Origin of the sequence: Pseudomonas soli, from assembly GCF_021283165.2 — a bacterium.
GTDB classification, from domain to species: Bacteria; Pseudomonadota; Gammaproteobacteria; order Pseudomonadales; family Pseudomonadaceae; genus Aquipseudomonas; species Aquipseudomonas soli.
In genome coordinates, this window is the sequence record NZ_CP128543.1 from 3,382,941 (window position 1) to 3,405,679 (window position 22,739).

Sequence of the window (22,739 nt, forward strand, 5' to 3'; positions counted from 1 at the left end):
GTGGCCCTATCGCGGGCCAAGCCCGCTCCCACCGGTCCAGTGTGGTCGGCGTGGGAGCGGGCTTGCCCCGCGATGGCGTTAGCGAACGAACACCTGCGGCGTGGTGGTCGACATGTCGCCACCGGGCAGTTTGATGTTTCCCACCTTCTCCAGTGTATTGGGGTCGAACACCGCCAGGTCGTTGAACGTTCCGCCCAGGTAGAGCTTGTCGCCGGCCTTGTCGAAGGTCACGCAGTAGTAGGTATGGTCCAGGTTGGCGGCCTTGACCAGCTTCTTCTGCGCGATGTCGTAGCGGGCCAGGCGATTGAGCACGCCGTACATCTGATTCGGGTCCTTCGGCGAGCGCAGGCCGGTGAAGTACAGCTCGGTCAGCTCGGCGAACTCCTGGGTATGGGCCTTACCGGTCTTCAGGTCGATACTCAGGTAGCCGTACAGCGGCTCGGCGGTTGCCGGGTCCTGCTTGGCGTCCTTGAATTTCGCGATGGTGTAGAGCATCGAGAACTCGTGCAACGAGCTCTGGTGCGGCCAGAAGTACAGCACGTCCGGCGCGCTGTAGCCCGGGCGGTTCCAGCTGCGCAGCGGCAGTGCGACGGTGTATTTGCCGGTGTTGACGTCCAGCTTGTAGATGTCCGGCCCGGCCACATAGAGACTGCCGTCGTCGGCGGCGCGCATCAGGTACACCTGGCGCGGCATTGGGAAGCTGCGCACGGGCTTGGCATCCAGGCCGTCGCCGGTGCGGAACACCTCCAGGCGCGGCGGCTTGACCACATAGTGGTCGTTCAGGCGCTGGCTGGGGTTGACCGTGGCGTACACCTCCTTGCCGTCGGGGCTGATGGCGAAGGAGTACATGGCCTTGCCGACCTCGCCCGGCACGCTGGACAGGTTTGCGTGGAAAGTGGTCTTGCAACTGTCCAGGTCGATGCCATAGATATCGGCGAAATGATTGTTGAGCACGTAGGCGGTGCGGTTGTCCGGCGCCATCATCGCCGTACCGGGGCCGAACGAATCGGGCATGCGGCAGGTCTTGTACAGCGTGTCGCTGGCCACCTCGACCACGTGCAGGTTGTTCGGGTAGTTGGTGGCGATCAGGTATTCATGGCCGGCCTTCAGGGCCTTGCCTGCGTCGTCGGCCTGGGCCGCCCAGGCGCAGGCCGTGGCGGCGACGGTGAGCGCGAGTTGCGCGCAGAATCCAGGTTTCATGCGGTTTCCCCTTGTCGTTCTATTTGTCTTTCGGGAATACGGCGCCGAGGTTGCGCCAGTCTTCGGCGGAGTTGGTCGCCTGGGCGTTCCAGTCCTGGTAGGTGCTCATCATGTCCGGCACCTGGGCTGGCCACCAGCAAGGGTCGGAGCAACCGTACAGGTCGGCCTCCATCGGCTGGCACAGCGAGCTGACGCCACCGAAGGCGTCCACTTCCCAGCCCGGGTCGGTGGTGGCGGTGCAGCCGGCCACGGCGCTCATCGCCAGCACGTCCTCGACGCGATCTTCGGCGGCCGCCTGCTCGAGGATGCGCGCCTTGTTGTTCAGCGGTTTGAGGTGCTTCATGTCAGTGCGCCTTCCGGGGAGTGATATAGCGATCGATGAAGGCCGGGTTGGCGGCCATGATGCGGCTGTAGACCTCGATGCCGAAGTCGACCCAGTCGCGCATCAGCTCGCAATAGTGGTAGGTCGGATGCTGCGGGTCGCCGTAGCGGGCGTAGCTTTCGTGGTAGCAACCGCCGGAACACAGGTTGCGGATGCGGCAGCTGTCGCAGCCGGTGCCGCTGCGGTCCAGGCGCTGCGAGAGAAAATCGTTGAGCTGCGCCTGCTTCACGCCCTGGTGCACATTGCCGAAGGTCGGCAGGCTGGAGCCGGTGAAGCGGTGGCACAGGTTCAACTCGCCCTCGTGGTCCACTGCCAGCATCTTCAGCCCGGCACCGCATGGCAGGGCCTTCTTGTGGCCTTCGTGAATGTCGGTGATCAGCTGGTGCAGGTTGGAGAAACCGATGTTGCGGTGCGCCAGCGCCGCCTCCAGATAACGCCGGCCGAGGGCCTTCATGTTGGCGAACACCTGTACCAGCTCGTCGCCGCTGAGGTTGAAGTCGGCCATGTCACCGGAGGTCACCGGGGCGAACCCCACCTCGGCGAAGCCCATCTCGTTGAACAGGTGGTTCCAGATGGTCTCGACATCGGTGATGCCACGGGTCAGCGTCACCCGGGCCCCCACCGGCCGGCTGCGGTAGCGCGACAGCAGCATGTCGGCCTTGCGCCGCACCACGTCGTAGGTGCCCTGCCCGCCCACGGTGATGCGGTTGCGATCGTGCACGGTCTTGGGCCCGTCGATGCTGATCGACAGGCCGAAGCGATGGGCGTCGAGCCAGTCGACGATCTCTTCGGTGAGCAGCGTGGCATTGGTGGTCATGATGAACTCGACCTGCTTGCCCGCCTCGGCGAAGCGTCGCTCGCAGTACGCCACCATGTGCTCGATCAACGCTCGGTTGGACAGCGGCTCGCCGCCGAAGAACACCACGCTGTAGCGCTCCTCGTTCGGCGACTCCTTGAGCAGCATCTCCACCGAGGCTTCGGCGGTGGCGCTGTTCATCTTCTTGCCGGCGGAGGGCTTGTCGAGGTCCTCCTTGTAGCAGTACGTGCAGCTGAGGTTGCAGCCGGTGTTGACGTTGAGCACCACGGTGTTCAGCGCGGTGCGCTCGACCTGTTTCAGGGCGATTTCCGGGGTCAGCGGCGAGCCGTCGCTGACCACTTCCAGGGCGATCAGCTCGCGCAGGGTTTCCTCGATGTCCTGGCCGTCGAACTGCTGGCCGAGCTGCTGCAGCAGCTCCTCGGCGGAGCAGCCCTGGCGGCGCAGGGTGTCGATGATGCCGCCGGTCACCGCGTCGATGGCGAACAGCGAACTGCTGGGGATATGGAACAGCATGCGGTCGGCATCGACCTGCACTTCGTGCAGGTTGCGTTCGACCAGGTTCAGTAGTGCGCCCATGGCGACCTCCCGATAAGCAATTGGTCAGGTTGATGCCTATGGCAGCGGCGGATTGTTCCAGCGCTGCACAGTGACGATCATGTGGCCCTCGCCCTGCTGGCCACCGTCGGCGAGGGTGGCGATCACCTTCAGGTTGCCGGCGTTGTTGGTCATCATCTTGCGCTCGGGGTTGGGCCCTGCCCCGCCCGGCACGAACACGCCGTCGGCCTGCATCTGCCCGGCGAACCTGACGTCCTCGTCCTCGACCGCCCGTTCGTTGAACGGCTCGACTTTCCAGGTGGCCGGCAGGTAGCCGATGCGCAGCGGCTGGCCACTGGCGTCCTTGCCCCAGGCTTCAGCCTCGAAGCGGCCCTGCACCTTCGGCACCGAGGCGCCGTTCTCGCCGATGCGGGCGATGGAGAACGCCGGCACCACCTTGACCTCATCGACCTTGTCGTACACCGCCAGTTGCACGCCCTTGAGCGCGCCCACCGCCACCTCGCGGGGGCCGGCGGCGGCATCCTTGGCGGCCCGTGCCTTGACCCGGATCAGGGTCGGCGTCGACTCCAGCACTTCGGTCACCTGCACGCCCGCGCCCAAGTCTGGCTTGCCGAACAGGTCACTGCCCACCAGGGTGATCTCGCTGTCGCTGCCGGTCTTGATGAACGCCGGCTGCACCGCCAGCAGCCGCCCCTGCCCGGCCTTAGCCGCACTGAAGTCCAGGCCGCGCTCGTCGTGCTCGGCCTCGAACATGCGGCCCTTCATCTGCCCGTCGATGGCGGCGAACACCTGGCGCAGGTTGGCCTCGCCGACCTTGACGTTGCCGCGCCATTCATAGCCGTTGTAGAGGATCGCCGAACCGCTGCCGTTGAACGGCGTGCCGTCGGCGTAGGCGCCCTTGACCTCGACCTTGAAGGTGTCGCCCTGCTCGGCGCTGACCGTCATCACCCCACGCACGTCACCCTTGGCCAGCATATGGCCGCTGAACGCCCATTGCCCGGCCAGTATCTTGGACTCGGGCCGGGCCTTGAGCCACTCGGCCCAGGCCGGGTTGTCGAGGGGGAAGCGCTTGGCAAGGTCGGGCACCATCTGCTTGAGGGCGATGTCCAGCCAGTCGCGGTCGCGGGCCTGGGCCTGGTATTCGAGGGACGGCCATTGGCCGAGGTGGAAGTTGACCAGGTGCTCCCACTCCTTGGCCGGGCGCCGTTGCAGCGCGACCCGGGCGCCGGAGTGGCAGCGGCCGCACATCTGGCTGAGCTGGTCGTCGAAGTGTTCGACGGTATTGAGCCGGCGCTCCATGGCATAGCGCACACCGTCGGTCTCGCTGGGCGCCAGGCCCTGCTTGTCGGCCAGGTACTTGACCAGGGTGCGACGGTCGTCGTCGCTGATCTGCAAGCCATGCATCACCTGCATGCGGGCGATGCTCATCAGCCAGCCCTCGGGGGTCTTGCGCTGGTGGCTGATGCGGCTGTAGCTGTCGTTGCCTTCGGGGATATGGCACCCCATGCACTTGTTCTGCAACAGGCTCGGGCCCTGCTCGGCCGCCATGGCCTGGGCGGACAGCAGTGCGGTGGCGACCAGCGCCAGTGTGCCCGCCTGCCGCCGGAGTCGAGTCGTCTTCAAGGTCAGACCTCCACGGTATCGTTCTTATCGTTATTCGCACGCTGCGGTGTGCATCTGACAGTAGCGATACAGGAAGTATGCCAATTGCGGCAAATATGTTGTGCATCAACGATTTGAACGCTGAGCAGGGGCAAACCCCAGCAGCGCAGGCTGTGGCCGAACGTGCCATTTCGCGACGAGGTGTTTCACCTTGAGACACGGGGCCTGCTGCGCAGGCCATCGCTGGCAAGCAAGCTCCCACAGGGATCTAGCCAGCTTCGAGAGCAACGCCGTACCTGTGGAAGCCGGCTTGCCGGCGATTGACCCGCACAGCGGTCCGTTTCATCTGCGTCTCACGCAGTCTCAATGTGCAACAGCTCAAGCCTCCCTGACTGCATGCCATGTAACGCGAAAACCACATGTATCAAGGGCTGTGAACGCGTTGAACGGCTTGGCACGCCCATTGCCCTGCCCTGGTCACAACCATGACAAGAGGCACCGTCCCATGCACTCCGAACTGCCGATCCTGCCCGCCACCCGTGCCTTCCTCGCACGCCAGCTGAAGATGCGCATTGGCGCCGACTGGCAGGACGCCGCCAGCGGCCGCACCATGACCTTGCGCAACCCGGCCAGTGGCGAGGCCCTCGCCGAGGTGCCCGCGGCCGAGGCACAGGATGTGGACCGCGCCGTGCAGGCCGCCCGCCAGGCGTTCGAACACTCGGCCTGGAGCCGGATGCGCCCGCGCGAGCGGCAGAATCTGCTGTGGCGCCTGGCCGACCTGATGCAGCGCGATGCCCAGGAGCTGGCCGAGCTGGAATGCCTGAACAACGGCAAGAGTGCCGCCGTGGCCCAAGTGATGGACGTGCAACTGGCCATCGACTTCCTGCGCTACATGGCCGGGTGGGCGACCAAGCTCGAAGGCAGCACGGTCGAGCCGTCGCTGCCGCTGATGCCCAATGACGACTTCCACGCGTTCGTGCGCCGCGAGGCGGTGGGCGTGGTCGGTGCCATCGTCGCCTGGAATTTCCCGCTGCTGCTGGCCTGTTGGAAGCTCGGCCCGGCCCTGGCCACCGGCTGCACGGTGGTGCTCAAGCCTGCCGACGAAACCCCGCTGACCGCCCTCAAGCTCGCCGAACTGGTAAGCGAGGCCGGCTATCCGGACGGCGTGTTCAACGTGATCACCGGCACCGGGCTGAACGCCGGTGCCGCGCTGAGCCGCCACCCGGGCGTGGACAAGCTGACCTTCACCGGCTCCACCGAAGTCGGCAAGCTGATCGGCAAGGCCGCCATGGACAACATGACTCGCGTCACCCTCGAACTGGGCGGCAAGTCGCCGACCATCGTCCTGCCCGACGCCAACCTGCAGGAGGCCGCCGCCGGAGCCGCCACGGCGATCTTCTTCAACCAGGGCCAGGTGTGCTGCGCCGGCTCCCGGCTGTATGTGCAGCGCAAGCACTTCGACAACGTGGTGGCCGATATCGCCGGCATCGCCAATGCGATGAAACTGGGCAGCGGCCTGGACCCTAGCGTGCAGATGGGCCCGCTGATCTCGGCCCGGCAGCAGGAGCGGGTGACCGGCTACATTGACCTGGGTCGCGAGTTGGGCGCGACCATCGCCTGCGGCGGCGAAGGCTTCGGCCCGGGCTACTTCGTCAAGCCGACGGTGATCGTCGATGTCGACCAGCGCCACCGCCTGGTGCAGGAGGAAATCTTCGGCCCGGTGCTGGTGGCCATGCCATTCGACGACCTCGACGAGGTGGTGGGCCTGGCCAACGACAACCCCTACGGTCTGGGCGCGAGCATCTGGTCCAACGACCTGGCCGCGGTGCACCGGATGATTCCGCGGATCAAGTCCGGGTCGGTGTGGGTGAACTGTCACAGCGCGCTGGACCCGGCGCTGCCGTTCGGTGGCTACAAGCTCTCCGGCGTCGGCCGCGAGATGGGCGCGGCGGCGATCGAGCACTACACCGAGCTGAAGTCGGTGCTGATCAAGCTCTGATTGACCTGTGCCGGCCTCATCGCCTGACCGGCGATGTGACCCGGCCAGGCAATGAAAAAACCAGAAAACAACAAAAACATGGAGCACACCATGACGCACAAGCTCGCCTGCACGTTGGCCCTGCTGCTGGCCTCTCCCCTCACCCAGGCCCACGAACTCTACAACCACGCCGGCACCACCCTGGACGCCAACCTCGAAGCGCTGTTCGGCGTGTTCCACAGCGACGAAAGCTTCGACCAGTTCGGCAACCGCCAGGCCGGCAGCAGCAACTGGCGCGAGGGCTACGTCAAGTACGGCCTCAGCGCCAGCCAGGCGCTGACCGGCAACGGCACGCTTTACGGCGCCTTCAGCCTGCTCAGTTCGGCCACCTGGGGCGATGGCGACGCCGCGGGTTTCACGCTCGGTGACGAACGTCGCACCGGCATCGAGGACGCTTACCTTGGATGGCGCTCGGGCACCCTGTTTCCGGCGCTTGGCGAAGACGGCATCGATCTCTCCGGTGGGCGCCAGGTCATCACCCTCGGCGACGGTTTCCTGATCCAGGGCGACCCGGTCAATGCCGGCAACGTCGACCTGGGCGCCGATTTCGACCGTGGCGGCGCCTACTACCTGGCGGCGCGCAAGGCGTTCGACCGCACCGCCGTGTTGCGTCTGGGCGGCAAGCAGGGTTGGCGCGGCGACCTGATGTGGCTCAAGTCCGACAACCCGTTCCAGGCCGACACCTCCATGGCGGTGGCCAACCTCGAGCATGTCGCCGACGCGGGCACCCTGGGCCTGAGCTGGATCCGCGGCCTGGATGTCGACCGCCGCTACGCCGAGATCCTTGGCCTGGAACACCGCGACGGCATGGACACGGTGAGCCTGCGCGGGCGTGGCAACCTGGGAGTGAAAGACCTCGAACTGGCCGCCGAGTATGTCACCCAGGACCGCACCGACGGGCGCGAGAATGCCTGGTACCTGGAGGGCAACTGGACCTTCTCCGGACTGCCCTGGTCGCCCACCGCCACCTACCGCTACAGCCGCTTCTCGGAGCACTTCGACCCGCTGTTCTATGGCCTGAGCCGGGGCTATGGCACCTGGTTCCAGGGCGAGGTGGCGGCCAACTACGCCGGGCCATTCAACAGCAATACCCAGGTGCACCATGTGGCGCTCAAGGCCACGCCACGGGAGGGGCTGACCCTGGGCGCGCTGTACTTCGACTTCGACCCGCTCAGCACCGACCAGGGCAACCTGGGTGGGCGCGAGGTGGACCTGTATGTGGAGTGGATGGTCGACGAGCATTGGCTGATCAGCCCGCTGGTGGGGTTCTACACCCCGCAGCGCAGTGCGCAGGATGGCGGCGTGCAGTTGGGTGGCCGGGATAGCGGTGCCTACCTGCAACTGGTGGTGGGGACATTCTTCTAAATCAAAAGCCCTGTTCGCGTAACCAGCGCTCGACCATCGGCTGGTGCGCCTGTGTCACCAGGCGCTCCAGGCCGGTGCCCGCCTGCACCCCGCGCACCACCGGCGCCAGCTCGACACCCTGCAGGTGCCACACCCCCAGCGGCTGATCAGCCGTCACCACCACTTCGGCCTCCTCCACCCAACCATCACGCAGCACCGGGCGGCGCTCCACCCGCACCGCCTGCCAGTTTGCCGCCGCGTGCAGCGGTTGCGCATCCGGCCAGCCTCGGCGGCGAGCCCAGAACGGCTGCGTGCCACGCTGCGCTTCCTGGGCGTAGAAGTCGCGCCCGATCCGGGCGAAACGCAGGAACAGCTGTTCGATCCGCGTTTGATGGAAACGCTGCGCCAAGGCCGCCTGCCCGGGCCGCTGCAGCAGGGTATTGATCACCACGGGCGCCTGCAGCGCCGAGGACAAGGACTGGAAGATGCCATTGCCCGACAACGGATCGACCGCCATCGCCGCATCGCCAACCCGCAGCCAATCAGGACCTGCGCAGTTGCCGACAAGAATCGCGGTGCTGCTGCGTGCATGCACCTGGGCAGGGGCAAAGGCCTGCTCGCCAAACAGTTGCGCCACCAGCGCCGAGCCACGGCGGCGCCCGGCACAGTATTCGGGTAACGCCGTCTTGCCCGGCAGCCGCGCCGCCATCACGTCCAGCGTCACCTGCCAGTAGCAGCGGCCATCGGCCAGCCGCGCCATCCAGGCCCAGCCGTCGTCCAGGCTCTCCACTGCCGAGGCCGGCGTGCCGGGCTCGGCTTGCCAGAGGTTGAGCAGGCTGACGGTTTCCGGCCCGCGCAGGCGACCTTCGCTCAACGGGGCCTGACGACCACGGGCCTCGACCAGGAAATCGCCGTGCAAGGCGCGCCCGTCGTCCAACTGGACCCGGTACCCCTGCCCCTGTTCCACCTCGCGCACACGCCCTTCGACGAGCTCGACACCGGCACGATTCAAGTCATCACGCAGTGCCTGGTCGAAGCGCTGGCGATCCAGCAGCCACTCCTGGTTCGGTTGCAGCCGCTCGCCGTTCCAGTGCACTTGCCGCGTGGCCGGCGTGGTCGCTTCGGCCAGGGCAGCGCCCAGGCCCGCATGGCGCAAGCCCTCCAGCACACGTTGCGAAACACCTTCCACCGCGGCGAAACGGCGCCAGTCGGACACCACGGTGACGGCGTAGCCCATCCGCCGCAGCCCCAGGGCAGTAGTGGCCCCCGCAGGTCCGGCACCGAGTACCAGGATGCTCGGCTCAGACATCGGTCGACTCCTTGCGCTCAGGGCCGACGAACGCCGCATGCTGCTCCAGCCAGTGCAACAGTGCCTGCCGCGTCATGCCGGGCTCCTCGCGCAGGAGGGCCGCCACCCGTCCAGTGAACGCGGCACAGGCCAGACTGGCGCCGGCCACCCCGGCGGCGCCAACCGCCGCGCCGAAGTCGGCCTGAGGAGTGTCCAGCCACGACCATTGCCCAGCGGCGCAGCGGGCATCGCCAGTGACGCGAATAACCTCGGGATAACTGGCTGGATACACCGGCTCGCCCCGCGCCGGACTGGAGGCGCACAGCAGCACGCCAGCGGCCACGGCCTCGGCGCAGGCCAGGCGCAGCACCGGGCGATCCTGGCGCAGGCCCAGGCTCAGGTTGACCACGGTCGCGCCCGCTTCCACCAGCCACAACAGGCCAGCGGCCACCTGCAAGGCGCTGGTGCTGCCCTGCCCGGCGAACACCTGGGCCAGCAGCACCGGCTGGTCGCCGGACTCGGCCCGCAGCCGCGCCAGCACCGCGCTGCCGTGGCCCAGGGCATCCGGCAGCGGCTCGCCCTCGCACAACACGCCGTCCTCAAGCCAGAAGCGCCGCGCGCCGAGCAGGCTATCGGCCTGCTGCGCCGAGCAGCCACTGTCGATCACGCCAATACACGGGTCAGCGGCCATGGTCGGCGGGCTCCTTGCTGCGCAATTGCCCGTCACGCAGTTCCAGGTGCAAGTCGGCATCGGCGAGGGTCGAGGCACGATGGCTGATCAGGATCCGCGTACGCCCGGCGAACAGCTGGTCGATGGCGGCTATCACTTCACGCTCGGTGGCTTCGTCCACCGCCGAGGTGGCCTCGTCCAGCACCAGGATCGCCGGTTGCTGCAGCAGCGCCCGGGCGATGGCGATACGTTGCTTCTGGCCACCGGACAACTGCTGGCCGCGTTCGCCCAGCAGACCATCGAGCCCCAGCGGCAGGCTCTGCACCAGGCTGTCCAGGCGGGTCAGGCGCACCACCTGCTCGATCTCCTCACGGCTGGCCTGGGGCGTGCTGTAGGTCAGGTTCTGCGCCAGGGTGCCGCGAAACAGCACGATGTCCTGGCTGACCACCGCGATGCGCCGCCGCAGGGCCTGCAGGTCAAGCTCGCGCAGGTCGACGCCGTCGAGCAGGATGCGCCCGCCATCCGGGTCGTAGAAGCGTTGCAGCAGGTCGATCAGGGTCGACTTGCCGACGCCGGAAGCGCCACTGATGGCGATCTTGGCGCCGCCGGGCAGACAGGCCTGCACCTGGTCCAGCACCATACCCTGGCGCCCATCGTGGGCGAAAGATACGCCGTCCAGTCGCAGCTCCCCGGCCCCTTGTGGCATGGGCCGGGGATCGTCAACCTCACGCACCGCGAGCGCTTCCCGCTTGAGCTCCATCACCCGTCCCAGGCTCACGGCCATCCGTTGCACCGCGACGTACAGGCCCAGCAGGCTCTGCACCGGACCGACGGCCATACCCATGTAGGTGGAAAAGGCGATCAGCGCGCCCAGTTGCCAGGTGCCCTGGATCACCCACCAGCCGCCGACCAGGAATGCGCAGGCCCGGCACCAGGAAGTCAGTGTGCCGGGCACCGCCTGGGTAAAGAACTCGGTGACCTGCACCCTGAGCAGTTGCCCCATGTAGCCCTGCCCCAACTGATCGAGGCGCTCGGCCTCACGCCGCTGCTGGCCGGCGGCCTGGATGAACTTCATCGCCGGCAGCGTCTCGACCAGGAACGACGACACGTCCGCCGAGCGTTCGCGCAGGCTGCGCACCTCGCGCTCGACCTTGCGTCGCATCCAGCGCAGCCACAGCACTTCGAGCGGAATCAGCAACGCCAGCAGCAGCGACAGCTGCCAGGACAGCATCAGCATCAAGGCCACCGCGCCGACCAGGCCGATCAGCGCCGACACCGCCGAGAACAGCGAGTCCACGGCAAAGCGCTGGATCTCGGCGACATCGCCATCGAGCCGCGACAGGATGTCACCGGTGCGCCGCCGCCCGTAGAAGGTCGGCGAAAGTTGTTGCAGATGACGGTACAAGTCGTCGCGCAGGGCGAACAGGATGCGCCCGGACAGGCGCGTGTGCAGGTAGCGGTTGATCCCTGCCAGCAGCGTGCCGAGCAGGCCGGCGACGATCATGATCACCGCCATGTGCCAGAGGGTCTGGTAATCCTTGGCCAGCAGGCCCTCGTCGATCAGCGTCTTGACCAGCCAGGGTTGCGCCAGGGCCAGCAGCGAGGCGCCCAGGGACAACCCCAGGAGCACGCCGATGGCGCCACGCTGCGGGCGCACGAAGCCGTAGAGCCACGCCAGGGCCTGGCGCATCAACTGCGGGTCGCTGGATTCGATCAATCGGGAAAACAGTCCGCCCATGGCTCAACCACGCAACTGCTTGAGCTTGCGATACAGCGTCGCCCGGCTGATGCCCAGGGCCTCGGCCGCGGCCGAGACATTGCCCTGATGCCGGGCCAGCGCAGCGCGAATCAGTTCCAGTTCGTTGTCGCGCAGGCTACCGGACGGCGCGGCGCCGCTGGCCAGTTCATCGAGCAGGCAGTCGGTGAGGTGATCGAGGGTCAGCACCTGCTCGCCCTCCTCGCGCATCGCCAGGGCGGTGCGCACCACCATTTCCAGCTGGCGGATGTTGCCCGGCCAGTCGAAGTTCTCCAGCAGCGCAACCAGTGCCGGGTCAAGGCTGACAGCGCGGGCCCCGGCTTTGTCCAGCAGGCCCTGGATGATCGTTGCCAGGTCGTCGCGCTCGCGCAGTGCCGGCAGGCGCAGGGACACGCCGTTGACCCGGTAGTAGAGGTCTTCGCGGAAGTGCTGGTCGGCGACTCGACGTTTGAGGTCGCGATGGGTGGCGCAGATCAGCGCCACGTCGATGTCCTGCTCGTCGCCGGCGCCAAGGGGCGCCACGCGGCGCTCCTGCAGCACACGCAGCAGGCGCGCCTGCAGGGCCAGCGGCATGTCGCCGATCTCGTCGAGGAACAGCGTGCCGCCATGGGCCTGCATCAGCCGCCCGACCATGCCGCCCCGGCGCGAGCCGGTGAAGGCGCCGTCGCGGTAGCCGAACAGCTCGGACTCGATCAGCCCCTCGGGAATCGCCGCGCAGTTGACCGCCACGAATGGCTTGTCGGCACGCGGACCGGCCTGGTGCAGGGCACGGGCAACCACCTCCTTGCCGGTGCCGGTTTCGCCCAGCAGCAACACCGGCAGCCCGTTCGCCAGGCCTTGGCGGGCCATGCGCAAGGCACGCGCCAGGCGCGCATCGCCCCCGGCCAGCGCTTGCAGTGCCTGGGCCTTCGGCGCTGCTGGTTTGGAGTCCGGGGACGGGCCACTGATGCGAGCATGCCGTGGCAGTTGCAGCGCCCGGAAAAAGAACTCGCCCGCAGCCGTCTGCACGCTGCTGACACCGCCCTGCCACAGGCGCGCGATGAACGCCGGCGAGCGCTCGCCCAACAGGTCGCTGCTGCGCCGCCCGAGCAGCGCCTGGCGTGGCATCTGCAACAGTTGGCAGGCATTGTCGTTGGCTGCCAGCACCTCGCCCTCCAGGCTCAGCGCCAGCAGGCCCTGCCAGGCGCTGGCCAGGTATTGCGGGCGGCTGTGGAAGGCCAGCACCAGATGCTCGGGATGGTAAAGCCCGAACAACCGGCCTTCGATATTGCCGGCGGCGAGCAGCAACGTGGACAGGCTGTCCTGGGGCTGGGCCATGACCCCTTCACGGGTCACGTCGAGCACGCCGATCACTTCGCCACGCGGATCACGCAGCGGCACCGAGGTGCAGGAGAACGGGCTGAGCCGGTCCAGGTAATGCTCGCCGCAGTTGATCAGGGTCGCCTGGCCCTCGACCACTGCCGTGCCGATGGCATTGGTGCCGCGCAGGGCCTCGCTCCAGCAACTGCCGGGGTGCAGGTCGCGCAGGCCCTCGCGCTGTAGGACGTGTTTCTGCCCGTCGATCGTCAGCACGTTGGCCTGGGCGTCACCGAGGATGACGATGCCGCTCTTGCCCTGGCGCTTGATCAGGTAGTCCAGCTCGGGAGTGGCCGCGTCGATCAGCAGGCGGTTGTGTTCCAGCAGCGTGTTCAGGTCCAGGCCGTGGCGAATACCCAGCCCGACCTGCTCGCCCTGCAGGCAGTCCAGGCCATGGCCAAGGCTGCGCCGCCAGGAGGCGTCGATCTCGTCGCGCAGCATGCCGCAGGGCAGTTCGCCTTCGCTGGCAAGCTTGAGGCGGACCAGGCGAGATTGCTGCAAGGGGTCATTGGCGGTTGTTGTTGGAAGTTGTCGCGCCATTGCGTGCTCCTGGTGTGCCTCGCTCAGGCGGGGCAACGGGCATCGGATTTTTCGGCAGTGTGCTTCAGAATTGACTGGCAGTCATCAGCCACGACAGACACCGAGCCTCACCCCATTCCCCAATGCTGGGGCCACCCGCCCACCATGGCTACCTCGCCAGATCGATGCCGGTAGGTTGAAACCCTCGTCGCAAAGGCCCTGGACGCCCCTCCGCAAAAACTTGGCACAACAGTTGCCGATTCCTCCCCAGACGCCCCAACCCATGGGCCCGTTTGCAGGAGGAAGCAACTCATGCACCGACCGACACCCCACCCGCTGGCCGTGGCGATCTTCGCCGGCCTGCTCCAGCTCCCGGCCCAGGCTGCGCTGTATGCGGTCGACACCGGCCCCTATACCCTGCCCACCGGCAAGTTCCCTGCCTGGTACCAGGACAGCCACGGCCGGGTGCTCGACCTGTGCCTGTCCAAGGCGGTGAGTTCACGGGTTGCCGGTACTCCTGGCGCGCCCTCGTACATGTGCACGCTGCTGCCCACGCCCGGCGTGTTCGACGACACCCAGCCAGTGGTCTTCCCCAGCAACTTCCCCGACGAAGCGTTCTGGTTCACTGCCGACGCCGCCATCGTCGATGCCGCCCGCGGCGTCGACCTGAGCTACGGTTCGGCCATCGAAGCCGCGTTCAGTGCCGAGGAACCGGTGGATGGCGACCAGGTCAGCTTTGCCCGGGTGCGCATCCGCGTCGATGTGCCGGTGGCCGGTACGTACACCATCACCCACCCTTACGGTGTCGATGTGTTCGAGGTGGCTGCCGGCGGACGCCGGGCGATCAACATGACGCGCGACATCGGCATCGGCTCGCCAGGCGACTACAGCGGCGCACTCAGGGGCGACGTCGGGCCGTTCCTGCGCAGCGTCAACGGCCCCTATACCGAAACCAACCCAGGCACTGGCGCCAGCGAACGCTTCATCGGCGACCCGAATCTGGAAGAGCCGGTCACCGGCAGCCCGTTCAACACCAACTTCGTGCGCATCGAAGGGCCCAATGGCATCGACCTGCGTACCGAGCTGTTCGCCATCTCCGGCAAGCTGTCCACGGTCAACCGCCCGACGCCGCTGATCCCGCTGCGCAGCACCTATTCGCGTCATACCGTGAATGGCGACCTGCGCGCCCAGCAGGATGTGTTCGTGATGGCGCCGCCGGCGCCCGCCACGGTCACCCTGACCAGCCAGACCCCCACCCTGCCCCTCGGCGAGGCCAACGGCACCGGTGCCTGGTACGCCCAGTCGCCACTTAACCCCACCTTGCCGCTGACCTTGCAGGTAACCGCCGACAACAGCCTGGCCATCGCCACCAGCACCCCGACCAGCGCACCGATGCCGCTGACCGACCTGGTGACCATCAGCCGCGCCGAATACAGCCTGGGCAGCGGCCAACTGACCCTGGTGGCCAGCAGCAGCGACGAGACCAGCCCGCCGTCTCTCACAGCCCACACCGGCAACGGTGCGTTGATCGGCAGCCTGAGCGGCAACGGCGCGGTCAAGACCCTGACCACTGGGCTGTCACCGATCCCCCCAGCGACGGTGCAAGTCACCAGCGCCCATGGCGGCAGCGACAGCGAAGACGTGGTGCTGGTGCCATGAACAGGACACGCCTTCAAGGAGGCAGCATGAATACTTGGTCGCGTCGCGCGCTCTGCGCCGCAGGTTTCACTCTCACCCTCAGCAGCGCGGCCTGGGCCGCGCTGTCGGAGGTCGACCCCGGCCCCTACACCTTCGCCACCGGGGGCTACCCCATGTGGTACAAGGACACCAACAACCTCGCACTTGAGCTGTGCCAGTCACGCGCCACCAGCACCCGGTCACCGGGCGCTCCAGGCGCTCCGGCCTACATGTGCACCTTGCTGCCCGAGCCAGGGGTGTATGACGATGCCCTGCCGCTGGTATTCCCGGACAACTGGCCACCGGAGATGTTCTGGTTCCTGGCCGAGACCTCGATTCCGCAGGTAGGCAACAGCGGCTACGAGCTGGAAGTCTACGTCGCCGGCCTGGAAGCGGCCTTCGCCGCCGAAAACCCGGTCAACGGCGACCAGCAGAGCTTCGCTCGCATCCGCATCCGCGCCTCGGTGCCGAGCGCCGGCACCTACACCATCACCCACCCCTATGGCGTGGAGACGGTCAACGTAACCACGGCAGGCCGGCGGGCGATCAATATCACTCGCGACATCGGCATCGGTGCGCCCGGCAACTTCAGCGGCGCGCTGAACGGTAACCTCGGACCGTTCCTGCGCGGTGTCGGCGGCCCCTACACCGAAGTCAACCCGGACACCGGCGCCAGCGAGACCTTCGTCGGCGACCCTAACATCACCGAAGCGGTGACGGGCAGCCCGAACAACACCAACTTCGTGCGCATCCAGGGCCCGGCGGGCACCATCCAGACCAACGTCTTCAGCGTCTCTGGCAAGGTGCTCGACCCACGCCAGCAAACTCCAGCAACACTGGAGCGCGCCACCTATCAGCGCAACGCCACCGGCACCCGCGTCGAAGTCTTTGCCAAGGCGCCGAACAGCGCCAGCCTATGCCTGCGCAACGGCCTGGCGCTGGTTGGCTCGCCGCCTTCACCCTGCCAGTTCAGCATGGTCGCCGACAACAACGGGTTGTTCTTCAGCCAGCAACTGAGCCAGGCAGTGCCCCCCTCGGTGGTGGTGGTCACCGCCAGCAGCCCAGCCGGCACTACCCGACCGACTTCGCTGTCAAGCAAGCTCAGCGATGTGGTCAAGGTGGGCACGGCGCGCTATGACTGGAACGCCAAGCGGTTGCTGATCGAGGCCCGTTCCAGCGACGAAGTCGCGGTGCCGGACTTGCTGGTCCAGGGCTTCGGGCGGATGTCCAAGTCCGGAGTCCAGCAAAGTCTCACGGTCAACGACCTGTCCCAGCCACCTGCCAGCATCACGGTCAAGTCGGCTCACGGCGGTTTCGACGTGGAGCCGGTGGTGGTGGTCGGCAATGCTCCGGTACAGGCCGAAAACCAAGCCCCCGTAGCCCAGGCCGACAGCGCCAGTACCAGTGTCGGCATACCGATCACCCTCAATCTGTTGGCCAACGACAGCGACCCGGACGGCAACGTGCCGCTGAGCATCACCGACCTCACCCAACCGGGCACCGGCCTGGGCGGCGTGGTGATGAACGGCACCACGGCGGTGACCTATACCCCACCGGCCGGGGCCACCTCCCCGCTGGTGGCGACCTTCAGCTACCGCGCCCAGGATGCCAAGGGCTTGAAGTCGCCAGTCACCAGCGTAACCGTCAACGTCGCGCCGAACCGTCCACCGACCGCGGTGGCCGACAGCGTCGCCACCCTCGGTGTGCCCCTGACCATCAACGCCCTGGCCAACGACACCGACCCGGAAGGCAACCTGCCACTGACCATCGCCAGCGTCACCCAGCCGACCCCGGCCGGGCGCGGTACGGTGAGCACCGACGGCAACGTGATCACCTACACGCCACCGGCGACGGTCACCGCGGCGTTTACCACCAGCTTCACCTACGTCGCCCGTGACGCGATCGGCGCCACCTCGACGCCTGGTACGGTCACGGTGCAGGTATCGCCACGACCGGCCCAGGAGACCTTCGCGGTGACCGCGGCGACGGTCACGGCGCGCTCCAACAACCGCTTCAACTGGGACATCAGCGGCACGTCCTCGGTGACCACCGGTAACACCATCACAGTGCGGGTGACCACCACCAGCGGCGTGCAGACCCTGGGTACCACCACCGTGCCGGTCACCGGCCGCTGGCGCCTGACGGTGAGCAACAGCACCACGCTGATACCGACCGCCGCGCCAACCGCGACCGTGACCAGCAGCCAGGGCACCACTCGCACCACCAACGTGGTCGTGCAGTAGCGCCGGGAGGATGCCATGAACGCCCTGTTTCCACTGCTGCTTTGCCTGGCCCTCGGGGGCCAGGCCTGGGCCGACGACCTGATGGACAACGCCGACCTCGCCGCCGGCAGCGACCTGGGCGAGCCACTGGTGCTGCGCCTGCTGCCAAGCGGCGCCGGCCAGGTCGCGGTGATCGAGCAACTGGGCAGCGGCAACCGCGCCGCACTCGACCAGAACGGCCAGGCCCTGCTGGGCCGCATCGTCCAGGCCGGGGGCGCGCAGGAGGCTTACATCCTGCAGGAAGGCAGCGACCTGAGGGCCGCGATCAGCCAGCAGGGCCAGGGCAACGACGCGACGATCCGCCAGAGCGGCAGCGGCAACAGCGCCGCCATCGAGCAGATCGGCAACCACAACAGCGCGACCATCGACCAGCGCGGCACGGGGCTCAACAGCGCCGTGACCCAGGCCGGCAACGGCCAGCAGGTTCACATCACCCAGTACCGCTAGGCCCTCATCGTCAGATTTGGAGGCAATACCATGCACAAGCTAGCCCCCCTGAGCGCTGCCATCGTCCTGGCCCTGGCCGGCCAGGCCATGGCCGACGACAGCACTTCGACCCAGTCCCAACAGGGCAACCAGAACATCGCCGAGGTCAAGCAGACCCAGGCGCCGTTCGCCTCAGCCACACAGACCCAGGCTGGCCACGACCACAACCACATGGCGCTGCAGGACAACAGCACCAGCCATATCCAGCAGAGCGCCACCGGTTCGTTCAACGCCGGCTACGCCGAGCAGTTGTTCGAGAACGGCAGCCACATCAACCAACAGGCCGGCGGCAGCCTCAACGACGCCTTCGCCAGCCAGTCGGTGGGCGAGAACAACGAAGCCCTGCAGGTCCAGCAAGGCAGCGGCAACCGTTCGGTCATCTGGCAAGACACCCAATACGGCAGCCAGGCCACCACCTTGCAGTCCGGCCATGGCAACGACGCCACGATCGAGCAACTGTTCGGTGGCAGCAACAACAAGAGCGTGATCATGCAGGGAGGCAGCGACAACCAGGCGGCCGCCGAGCACATGACCCACCAGAACGGTGATATCGCCATCTACCAGGAAGGCCGGCAGAACTGGGCCTACGGTGACCAGCGCGACGGTTTGGGCGGCACCATCGGCATCAACCAGTACGGCACCGGCAACTCGGTGGAGGTGTGGCAAGACAACCAGGCCGCCAGCCAGGCCAGTGTCTACCAGAACGGCCAGAGCAACGAAGGCTATATCGACCAGAGTTTCGGCCAGGCCAACAGCGCGGGCCTGAGCCAGACCGGCCGCGGCAATGCCAGCTGGTCGGACCAGTTCGAGACCAACCAGGCGGTGACCAGCATTTCCCAGGTGGGCAACACCAACCTGCACTTCACCTACCAGACCGGTGACAACCACAGCCTGACCATCAGCACGGTGGGCAACGCCAACAAGATCATGGCCAGCAACTGGAAGGGCGAGAAGTCCGGCGGGCAGTTCGGTGTTGGTCAGCAGGCGCAGATCAACCAGTCGGGCAATGGCAACGGGGTCAATCTCACCCAGGAAGGCAACAGCCAGATCGCCCGGCTGAACCAGGATGGCAACCGCAACCAGATGGAGACCCGCCAGGCCGACAGCAACAACGAACTGTACTTCGAGCAGAACGGCAGCGACAACCTGCTCATCGCCGACCAGCGCGGCACCGCCAACTACGCCGAGGGCCTGGCGGCGGGCAACGGTGGCAGCATTACCCTCGATCAATCGGGCAGCGGTAACCAGAGCTACACCTATCAGCTGTATGGCAGTGGCAACGAGGCGACCATCAAGCAGACCGATGGGGTCAATCTCGCCTACGTTACCCAGGGGGGGAATGGGAACCAGGCATTTGTCGACCAGAGTGGGGCTAGTCAGACGGCCACCATTACGCAGTTCGGGAATGTCAATATGGCGACTGTTACCCAGCAGTGACGGGGTTTCCCCTTGGACCGTGGCGTTGGTTCTCCCCTGGCGCTGCGGTTCCTTTTTTCTTTGGGTTCGGGTTCGGGTTCGGGGTGATTGTTTTGGTTTTTGTAGGCGCATTCGTGGAAGATGTCGACATTTAGTCACCCTTTCGCCTTTACGGCGACCTACTTTTGTCTTGACAAAAGTAGGCAAAACCGTTCGGCTCCGTTCATACGGCCCCTACGCTTCGCTACGGGGTTCCCTCGCTCCGTTCTTGCTCCCGTGGGTACCGCGCTGTACGCCCCATCCTGGGGCGCAGCGCTCGACGGCCATCCATGGCCGTCGCCCCACTACGCAAGAACTCCACTCGGCCTCCTGAAGTCGCAATTGGTGGCGCCTGAACTATCGCGCACTTAGAAGCAAGATCAAGAGCAGATCAAGAGCAGATATGTTGGTTTTGTTAGTGGCTTTTATGTTGTTCTTCATTACGCTATCGCGGGGCAAGCCCGCTCCCACGTTGAATCACGTAGTCAAACTATGTTGGGAGCGGGCTTGCTCCGCGATGTTGATCTAGAGTTCCCACGCTGGCAACTAGCGACTAGCTGCGTTAGTGCAGGCGCCGCCCGTAACTTCGCGACTTCAGGAGGCCGAACGCAGGTCTTGCGGAGGGAGGTGACGGGCATGGATGCCCGTCAAGCGCTGCGCCCCAGGATGGGGCGTTCAGCGCGGTCCTCCCGGGAGCAAGGCCGGAGTGAGGGAACCCGGAGCGAAGCGGAGGGCCGGATGAATGGAGCGAGGATTTTTTGGTTCCTTTTTGATCCTTCAAAAAGGGACCCGCCGTAAGGGCGGAAAGGTGAATAAGCGTCGACATCACAAATGAATGCGCATACAACTTTCAAAACCAAAACCAAAACTACAACCGTCAGATCAAAGCCCCCACCGCCCCGTCAAAAACAAATAATCAACCCAGAACACCTGATGCACCAGAACAATCCCCCAACACACAACCTGATAGGAAACCTTCCGAGTCTTGTGCCGAAACACCTGCTGCGCCAGCAAAGCCCCCGGCCAGCCCCCCAGCAGCTCGCTGGCATGCAGCACTTTCTCCGGAGTACGCCAAGCCTGAGTCCGCGCCTGCTGCTTGTCCTGCCAGTACAACAACAGGCTGACCAGACTCACCACCGGATACATCGCCAACGGCAACCAGTTCCCGCCACTCAACCCCATCCGCAGGCCGCCGAGCACCGGCAACAGGCACAGCACCACAAGTACCAGCCCCTTCAGGCGTGCATTGCGCACGCCCTCCTCACGCCGGGGCGCACGCTGCGTACTGGCCCTCTCAACCATGCGCCGTCGACCAATCGACCCAGCCAAACTCCCAGGTCGCCAGGATCAGCAGGCCAAAGGCGATGCGATACCAGGCAAACACCGCATAGCTGTGGTTGGCGATGAACTTGAGCAACCCGCGCACGGCAATCATGGCAAAGATGAACGACACCACGAAACCGATGGCGAACACCGGCAAATCCCCCGGCTGGAACAGATCACGGTACTTGTACCCCGAGTACACCGCCGCACCGACCATGGTGGGCATTGCCAGGAAGAACGAAAATTCGGTCGCTGCCTTGCGCGAAAGGCCGAACAGCAAGCCACCGATAATGGTCGACCCCGAGCGCGAGGTACCTGGAATCATCGCCAGGCACTGCACCAGACCGATCTTCAACGCATGACTCCAGCGCATTTCGTCAACATGATCGACCTCCACCCGATGCTGACGACGCTCGGCCCATAACATGATCACCCCGCCGACCACCAACGCGGCGGCGACCGTGATAGGGTTGAACAAGTATTCATGAATCAGGTCGGCAAACAGCACGCCCAAGATCACGGCAGGAATGAAAGCAATCAGCAGGTTGGTGGTGAAACGCCGTGCCGGCGCCTGCGTGGGCAAGCCCAGTACCACGTCGAAGATCTTGCGCCGGAATTCCCACACCACCGCCAGGATGGCACCCAATTGGATAATGATGTTGAACGCCATGGCGCGATCGCCGCCAAAATTGATCAGGTCGGCGACAATGATCTGGTGCCCGGTGCTCGAAATGGGCAGGAACTCCGTCAGCCCCTCGACCACGCCCAGAATGACCGCCTGCAAGGCACTCCACAAATCCATCTTTCCCCCAAGTGCGACGCTACGCGTGGCAGGCCGCTTGTTTTGATTGACACAATTGATACCGCACGCGGCGCGTGCTTTTTACAGCGCAAGGACCACCAAAGCCAGCTGAAAAGACCAGCCGCCTAAAGGTTTCATCTGGCGCGGCCGAAATCCTAGCAGAGCCTATGTTTCAAGGCTTGCGTTACCTGCAACTGAGGATGTCAAGAACGACGCATTAGCCGTTGGTCGAGTGGGGGCCCGCGACAAAGCATGCTTGGATGCCCTGGATAAAAAGAACAAGACTGGAGTAACGCATCATGAAGACCCTGAGGTCGATGTCGATCAGCCGCCGCCTGTGGCTGATCCTGCTGGTGGCCGTGGCCATGCTGCTGGTGCTGGGCCTGCTGATGCTGCGCCAGATCCATGACGGCCTGTACCAGGCCAAGGCCGAGAAGACCCGCCACGTGGTACAGACCGCCGCCGGCGTGCTGGCCCATTACCAAGGCCTGGAGGCCGCCGGCACGCTGACCCGCGAGGCCGCTCAGCAGCAGGCCCTGCAAGTGGTGCGCGGGCTGCGCTACGACCAGAACGACTATTTCTGGATCAACGACCTGCAACCGAAGATGGTCATGCACCCGGCCAACCCCAAGCTCGATGGCCAGGACCTCTCCGCCATCCGTGACCCCGACGGCTTCGCCGTGTTCAACGAGATGGTCGCCCTGGCCCGCAGCCAGGGCGCGGGGCCCGTCGACTATCGCTGGCCCAAGCCCGGCGCCAGCGAACCGGTGGCGAAAACCTCGTATATCCAGCTGTTCAAACCCTGGGGCTGGATCATCGGTTCGGGCGTCTACATCGACGACGTGCAGGCCGAGTTCGCCAGGCAGTTGCGCGATGCCTCGCTGCTGGGCCTGGGCATTGCCCTGCTGATGGCCCTGCTGGTGATGCTGATCGCCCGCAGCATCGCCCGGCCACTGCAGGAGGCCGTGCAGGCCATGGGCAACATCGCCAGTGGCGAAAGCGACCTGACCCGGCGCCTGGACACCCACGGCCGCGACGAGATCACCCAGCTGGGTGAACACTTCAACCGCTTCAACGGTAAGTTGCAGGGCGTGATCGGCCAGTTGCAAGGCGCAGCCCATGCCCTTGCCGAGTCGGCCGGCCATGTCGGTGACAACGCAGGCTCCGCCCAGGCCCGCAGCGCCCAG

General features: G+C 65.9%; 16 protein-coding genes and 1 pseudogene. 7 read left to right on the top strand and 10 right to left on the bottom strand.

Annotation, left to right across the window (positions count from 1 at the left end):
• Positions 1-78 precede the first annotated feature (78 nt).
• The 4 genes from peaD to peaA are packed head-to-tail and all read right to left on the bottom strand — an operon-like array spanning position 79 to position 4,577.
• Positions 79-1,200, bottom strand: a complete 1,122-nt coding sequence (gene peaD / locus LU688_RS15615; RefSeq protein ID WP_160291209.1) for a quinohemoprotein amine dehydrogenase subunit beta — start codon at positions 1,198-1,200, stop codon at positions 79-81.
• A gap of 19 nt (positions 1,201-1,219) precedes the next feature.
• Positions 1,220-1,543 (bottom strand): quinohemoprotein amine dehydrogenase subunit gamma, encoded by a 324-nt coding sequence (gene qhpC, locus LU688_RS15620; RefSeq protein WP_160291208.1) that lies wholly within the window; start codon positions 1,541-1,543, stop codon positions 1,220-1,222.
• 1 nt (position 1,544) lies between these two features.
• Positions 1,545-2,975, bottom strand: a complete 1,431-nt coding sequence (peaB, locus tag LU688_RS15625; RefSeq protein WP_160291207.1) for a quinohemoprotein amine dehydrogenase maturation protein — start codon at positions 2,973-2,975, stop codon at positions 1,545-1,547.
• 36 nt (positions 2,976-3,011) lie between these two features.
• Positions 3,012-4,577, bottom strand: a complete 1,566-nt coding sequence (peaA, locus tag LU688_RS15630; RefSeq protein ID WP_160291206.1) for a quinohemoprotein amine dehydrogenase subunit alpha — start codon at positions 4,575-4,577, stop codon at positions 3,012-3,014.
• Positions 4,578-5,061: 484 nt separating this feature from the next.
• Between peaA and LU688_RS15635 the strand changes: the two genes are divergently transcribed.
• Both LU688_RS15635 and LU688_RS15640 read left to right on the top strand, forming a co-directional pair.
• Positions 5,062-6,555 carry an aldehyde dehydrogenase family protein gene (locus tag LU688_RS15635; protein ID WP_160291205.1) on the top strand — a complete coding sequence of 498 codons (1,494 nt, stop codon included), beginning with the start codon at positions 5,062-5,064 and terminating at the stop codon, positions 6,553-6,555.
• Positions 6,556-6,645: 90 nt separating this feature from the next.
• Positions 6,646-7,959, top strand: a complete 1,314-nt coding sequence (locus tag LU688_RS15640) for an alginate export family protein (protein ID WP_160291204.1) — start codon at positions 6,646-6,648, stop codon at positions 7,957-7,959.
• 1 nt (position 7,960) lies between these two features.
• Here the strand turns inward: LU688_RS15640 and qhpG are convergent, their stop codons facing one another.
• Genes qhpG through LU688_RS15660 form a run of 4 tightly spaced genes read right to left on the bottom strand, consistent with a single transcriptional unit; the run spans position 7,961 to position 13,548 of the window.
• Positions 7,961-9,247: a flavin-dependent monooxygenase QhpG gene (gene qhpG / locus LU688_RS15645; protein ID WP_160291203.1), complete on the bottom strand. Its 1,287-nt coding sequence runs from the start codon at positions 9,245-9,247 to the stop codon at positions 7,961-7,963.
• Entirely contained in the window at positions 9,240-9,917 is a 678-nt protein-coding gene (gene qhpE / locus LU688_RS15650) for a subtilisin-like serine protease QhpE (protein ID WP_160291202.1), read from the bottom strand. The genes qhpG and qhpE overlap by 8 nt, the downstream gene beginning before the upstream one ends.
• Positions 9,907-11,634: an ABC transporter ATP-binding protein gene (locus LU688_RS15655; protein ID WP_160291201.1), complete on the bottom strand. Its 1,728-nt coding sequence runs from the start codon at positions 11,632-11,634 to the stop codon at positions 9,907-9,909. The genes qhpE and LU688_RS15655 overlap by 11 nt, the downstream gene beginning before the upstream one ends.
• A gap of 3 nt (positions 11,635-11,637) precedes the next feature.
• Complete coding sequence (locus LU688_RS15660; protein ID WP_160291200.1) at positions 11,638-13,548, bottom strand: sigma-54-dependent Fis family transcriptional regulator; 1,911 nt, start codon at positions 13,546-13,548, stop codon at positions 11,638-11,640.
• A 291-nt stretch (positions 13,549-13,839) separates the two neighbouring features.
• On the opposite strand from LU688_RS15660, the gene LU688_RS15665 reads away from it, so the two are divergent.
• From LU688_RS15665 to LU688_RS15680, 4 genes are read left to right on the top strand one after another with little or no spacing between them, the layout of a single operon-like run.
• Positions 13,840-15,186 (top strand): hypothetical protein, encoded by a 1,347-nt coding sequence (locus LU688_RS15665; RefSeq protein ID WP_038706267.1) that lies wholly within the window; start codon positions 13,840-13,842, stop codon positions 15,184-15,186.
• A 26-nt stretch (positions 15,187-15,212) separates the two neighbouring features.
• A complete protein-coding gene (locus LU688_RS15670) occupies positions 15,213-17,447 on the top strand; it encodes an Ig-like domain-containing protein (RefSeq protein WP_160291199.1) in 2,235 nt (744 codons plus the stop codon).
• A 15-nt stretch (positions 17,448-17,462) separates the two neighbouring features.
• Positions 17,463-17,933, top strand: coding sequence for a curlin (locus LU688_RS15675; protein WP_160291198.1), 471 nt, complete (start codon positions 17,463-17,465; stop codon positions 17,931-17,933).
• A 30-nt stretch (positions 17,934-17,963) separates the two neighbouring features.
• Positions 17,964-19,409, top strand: a complete 1,446-nt coding sequence (locus LU688_RS15680) for a curlin (RefSeq protein ID WP_160291197.1) — start codon at positions 17,964-17,966, stop codon at positions 19,407-19,409.
• A 900-nt stretch (positions 19,410-20,309) separates the two neighbouring features.
• Here LU688_RS15680 and LU688_RS15685 read toward each other — a convergent pair.
• A complete protein-coding gene (locus LU688_RS15685) occupies positions 20,310-20,729 on the bottom strand; it encodes a DUF1294 domain-containing protein (protein ID WP_160290533.1) in 420 nt (139 codons plus the stop codon).
• Entirely contained in the window at positions 20,722-21,552 is an 831-nt protein-coding gene (locus LU688_RS15690; RefSeq protein ID WP_094012029.1) for an undecaprenyl-diphosphate phosphatase, read from the bottom strand. The genes LU688_RS15685 and LU688_RS15690 overlap by 8 nt, the downstream gene beginning before the upstream one ends.
• A 389-nt stretch (positions 21,553-21,941) precedes the next feature.
• On the opposite strand from LU688_RS15690, the pseudogene LU688_RS28005 reads away from it, so the two are divergent.
• Positions 21,942-22,613: pseudogene (locus tag LU688_RS28005) on the top strand (cache domain-containing protein); the annotation flags it as partial.
• Positions 22,614-22,739: the final 126 nt, after the last annotated feature.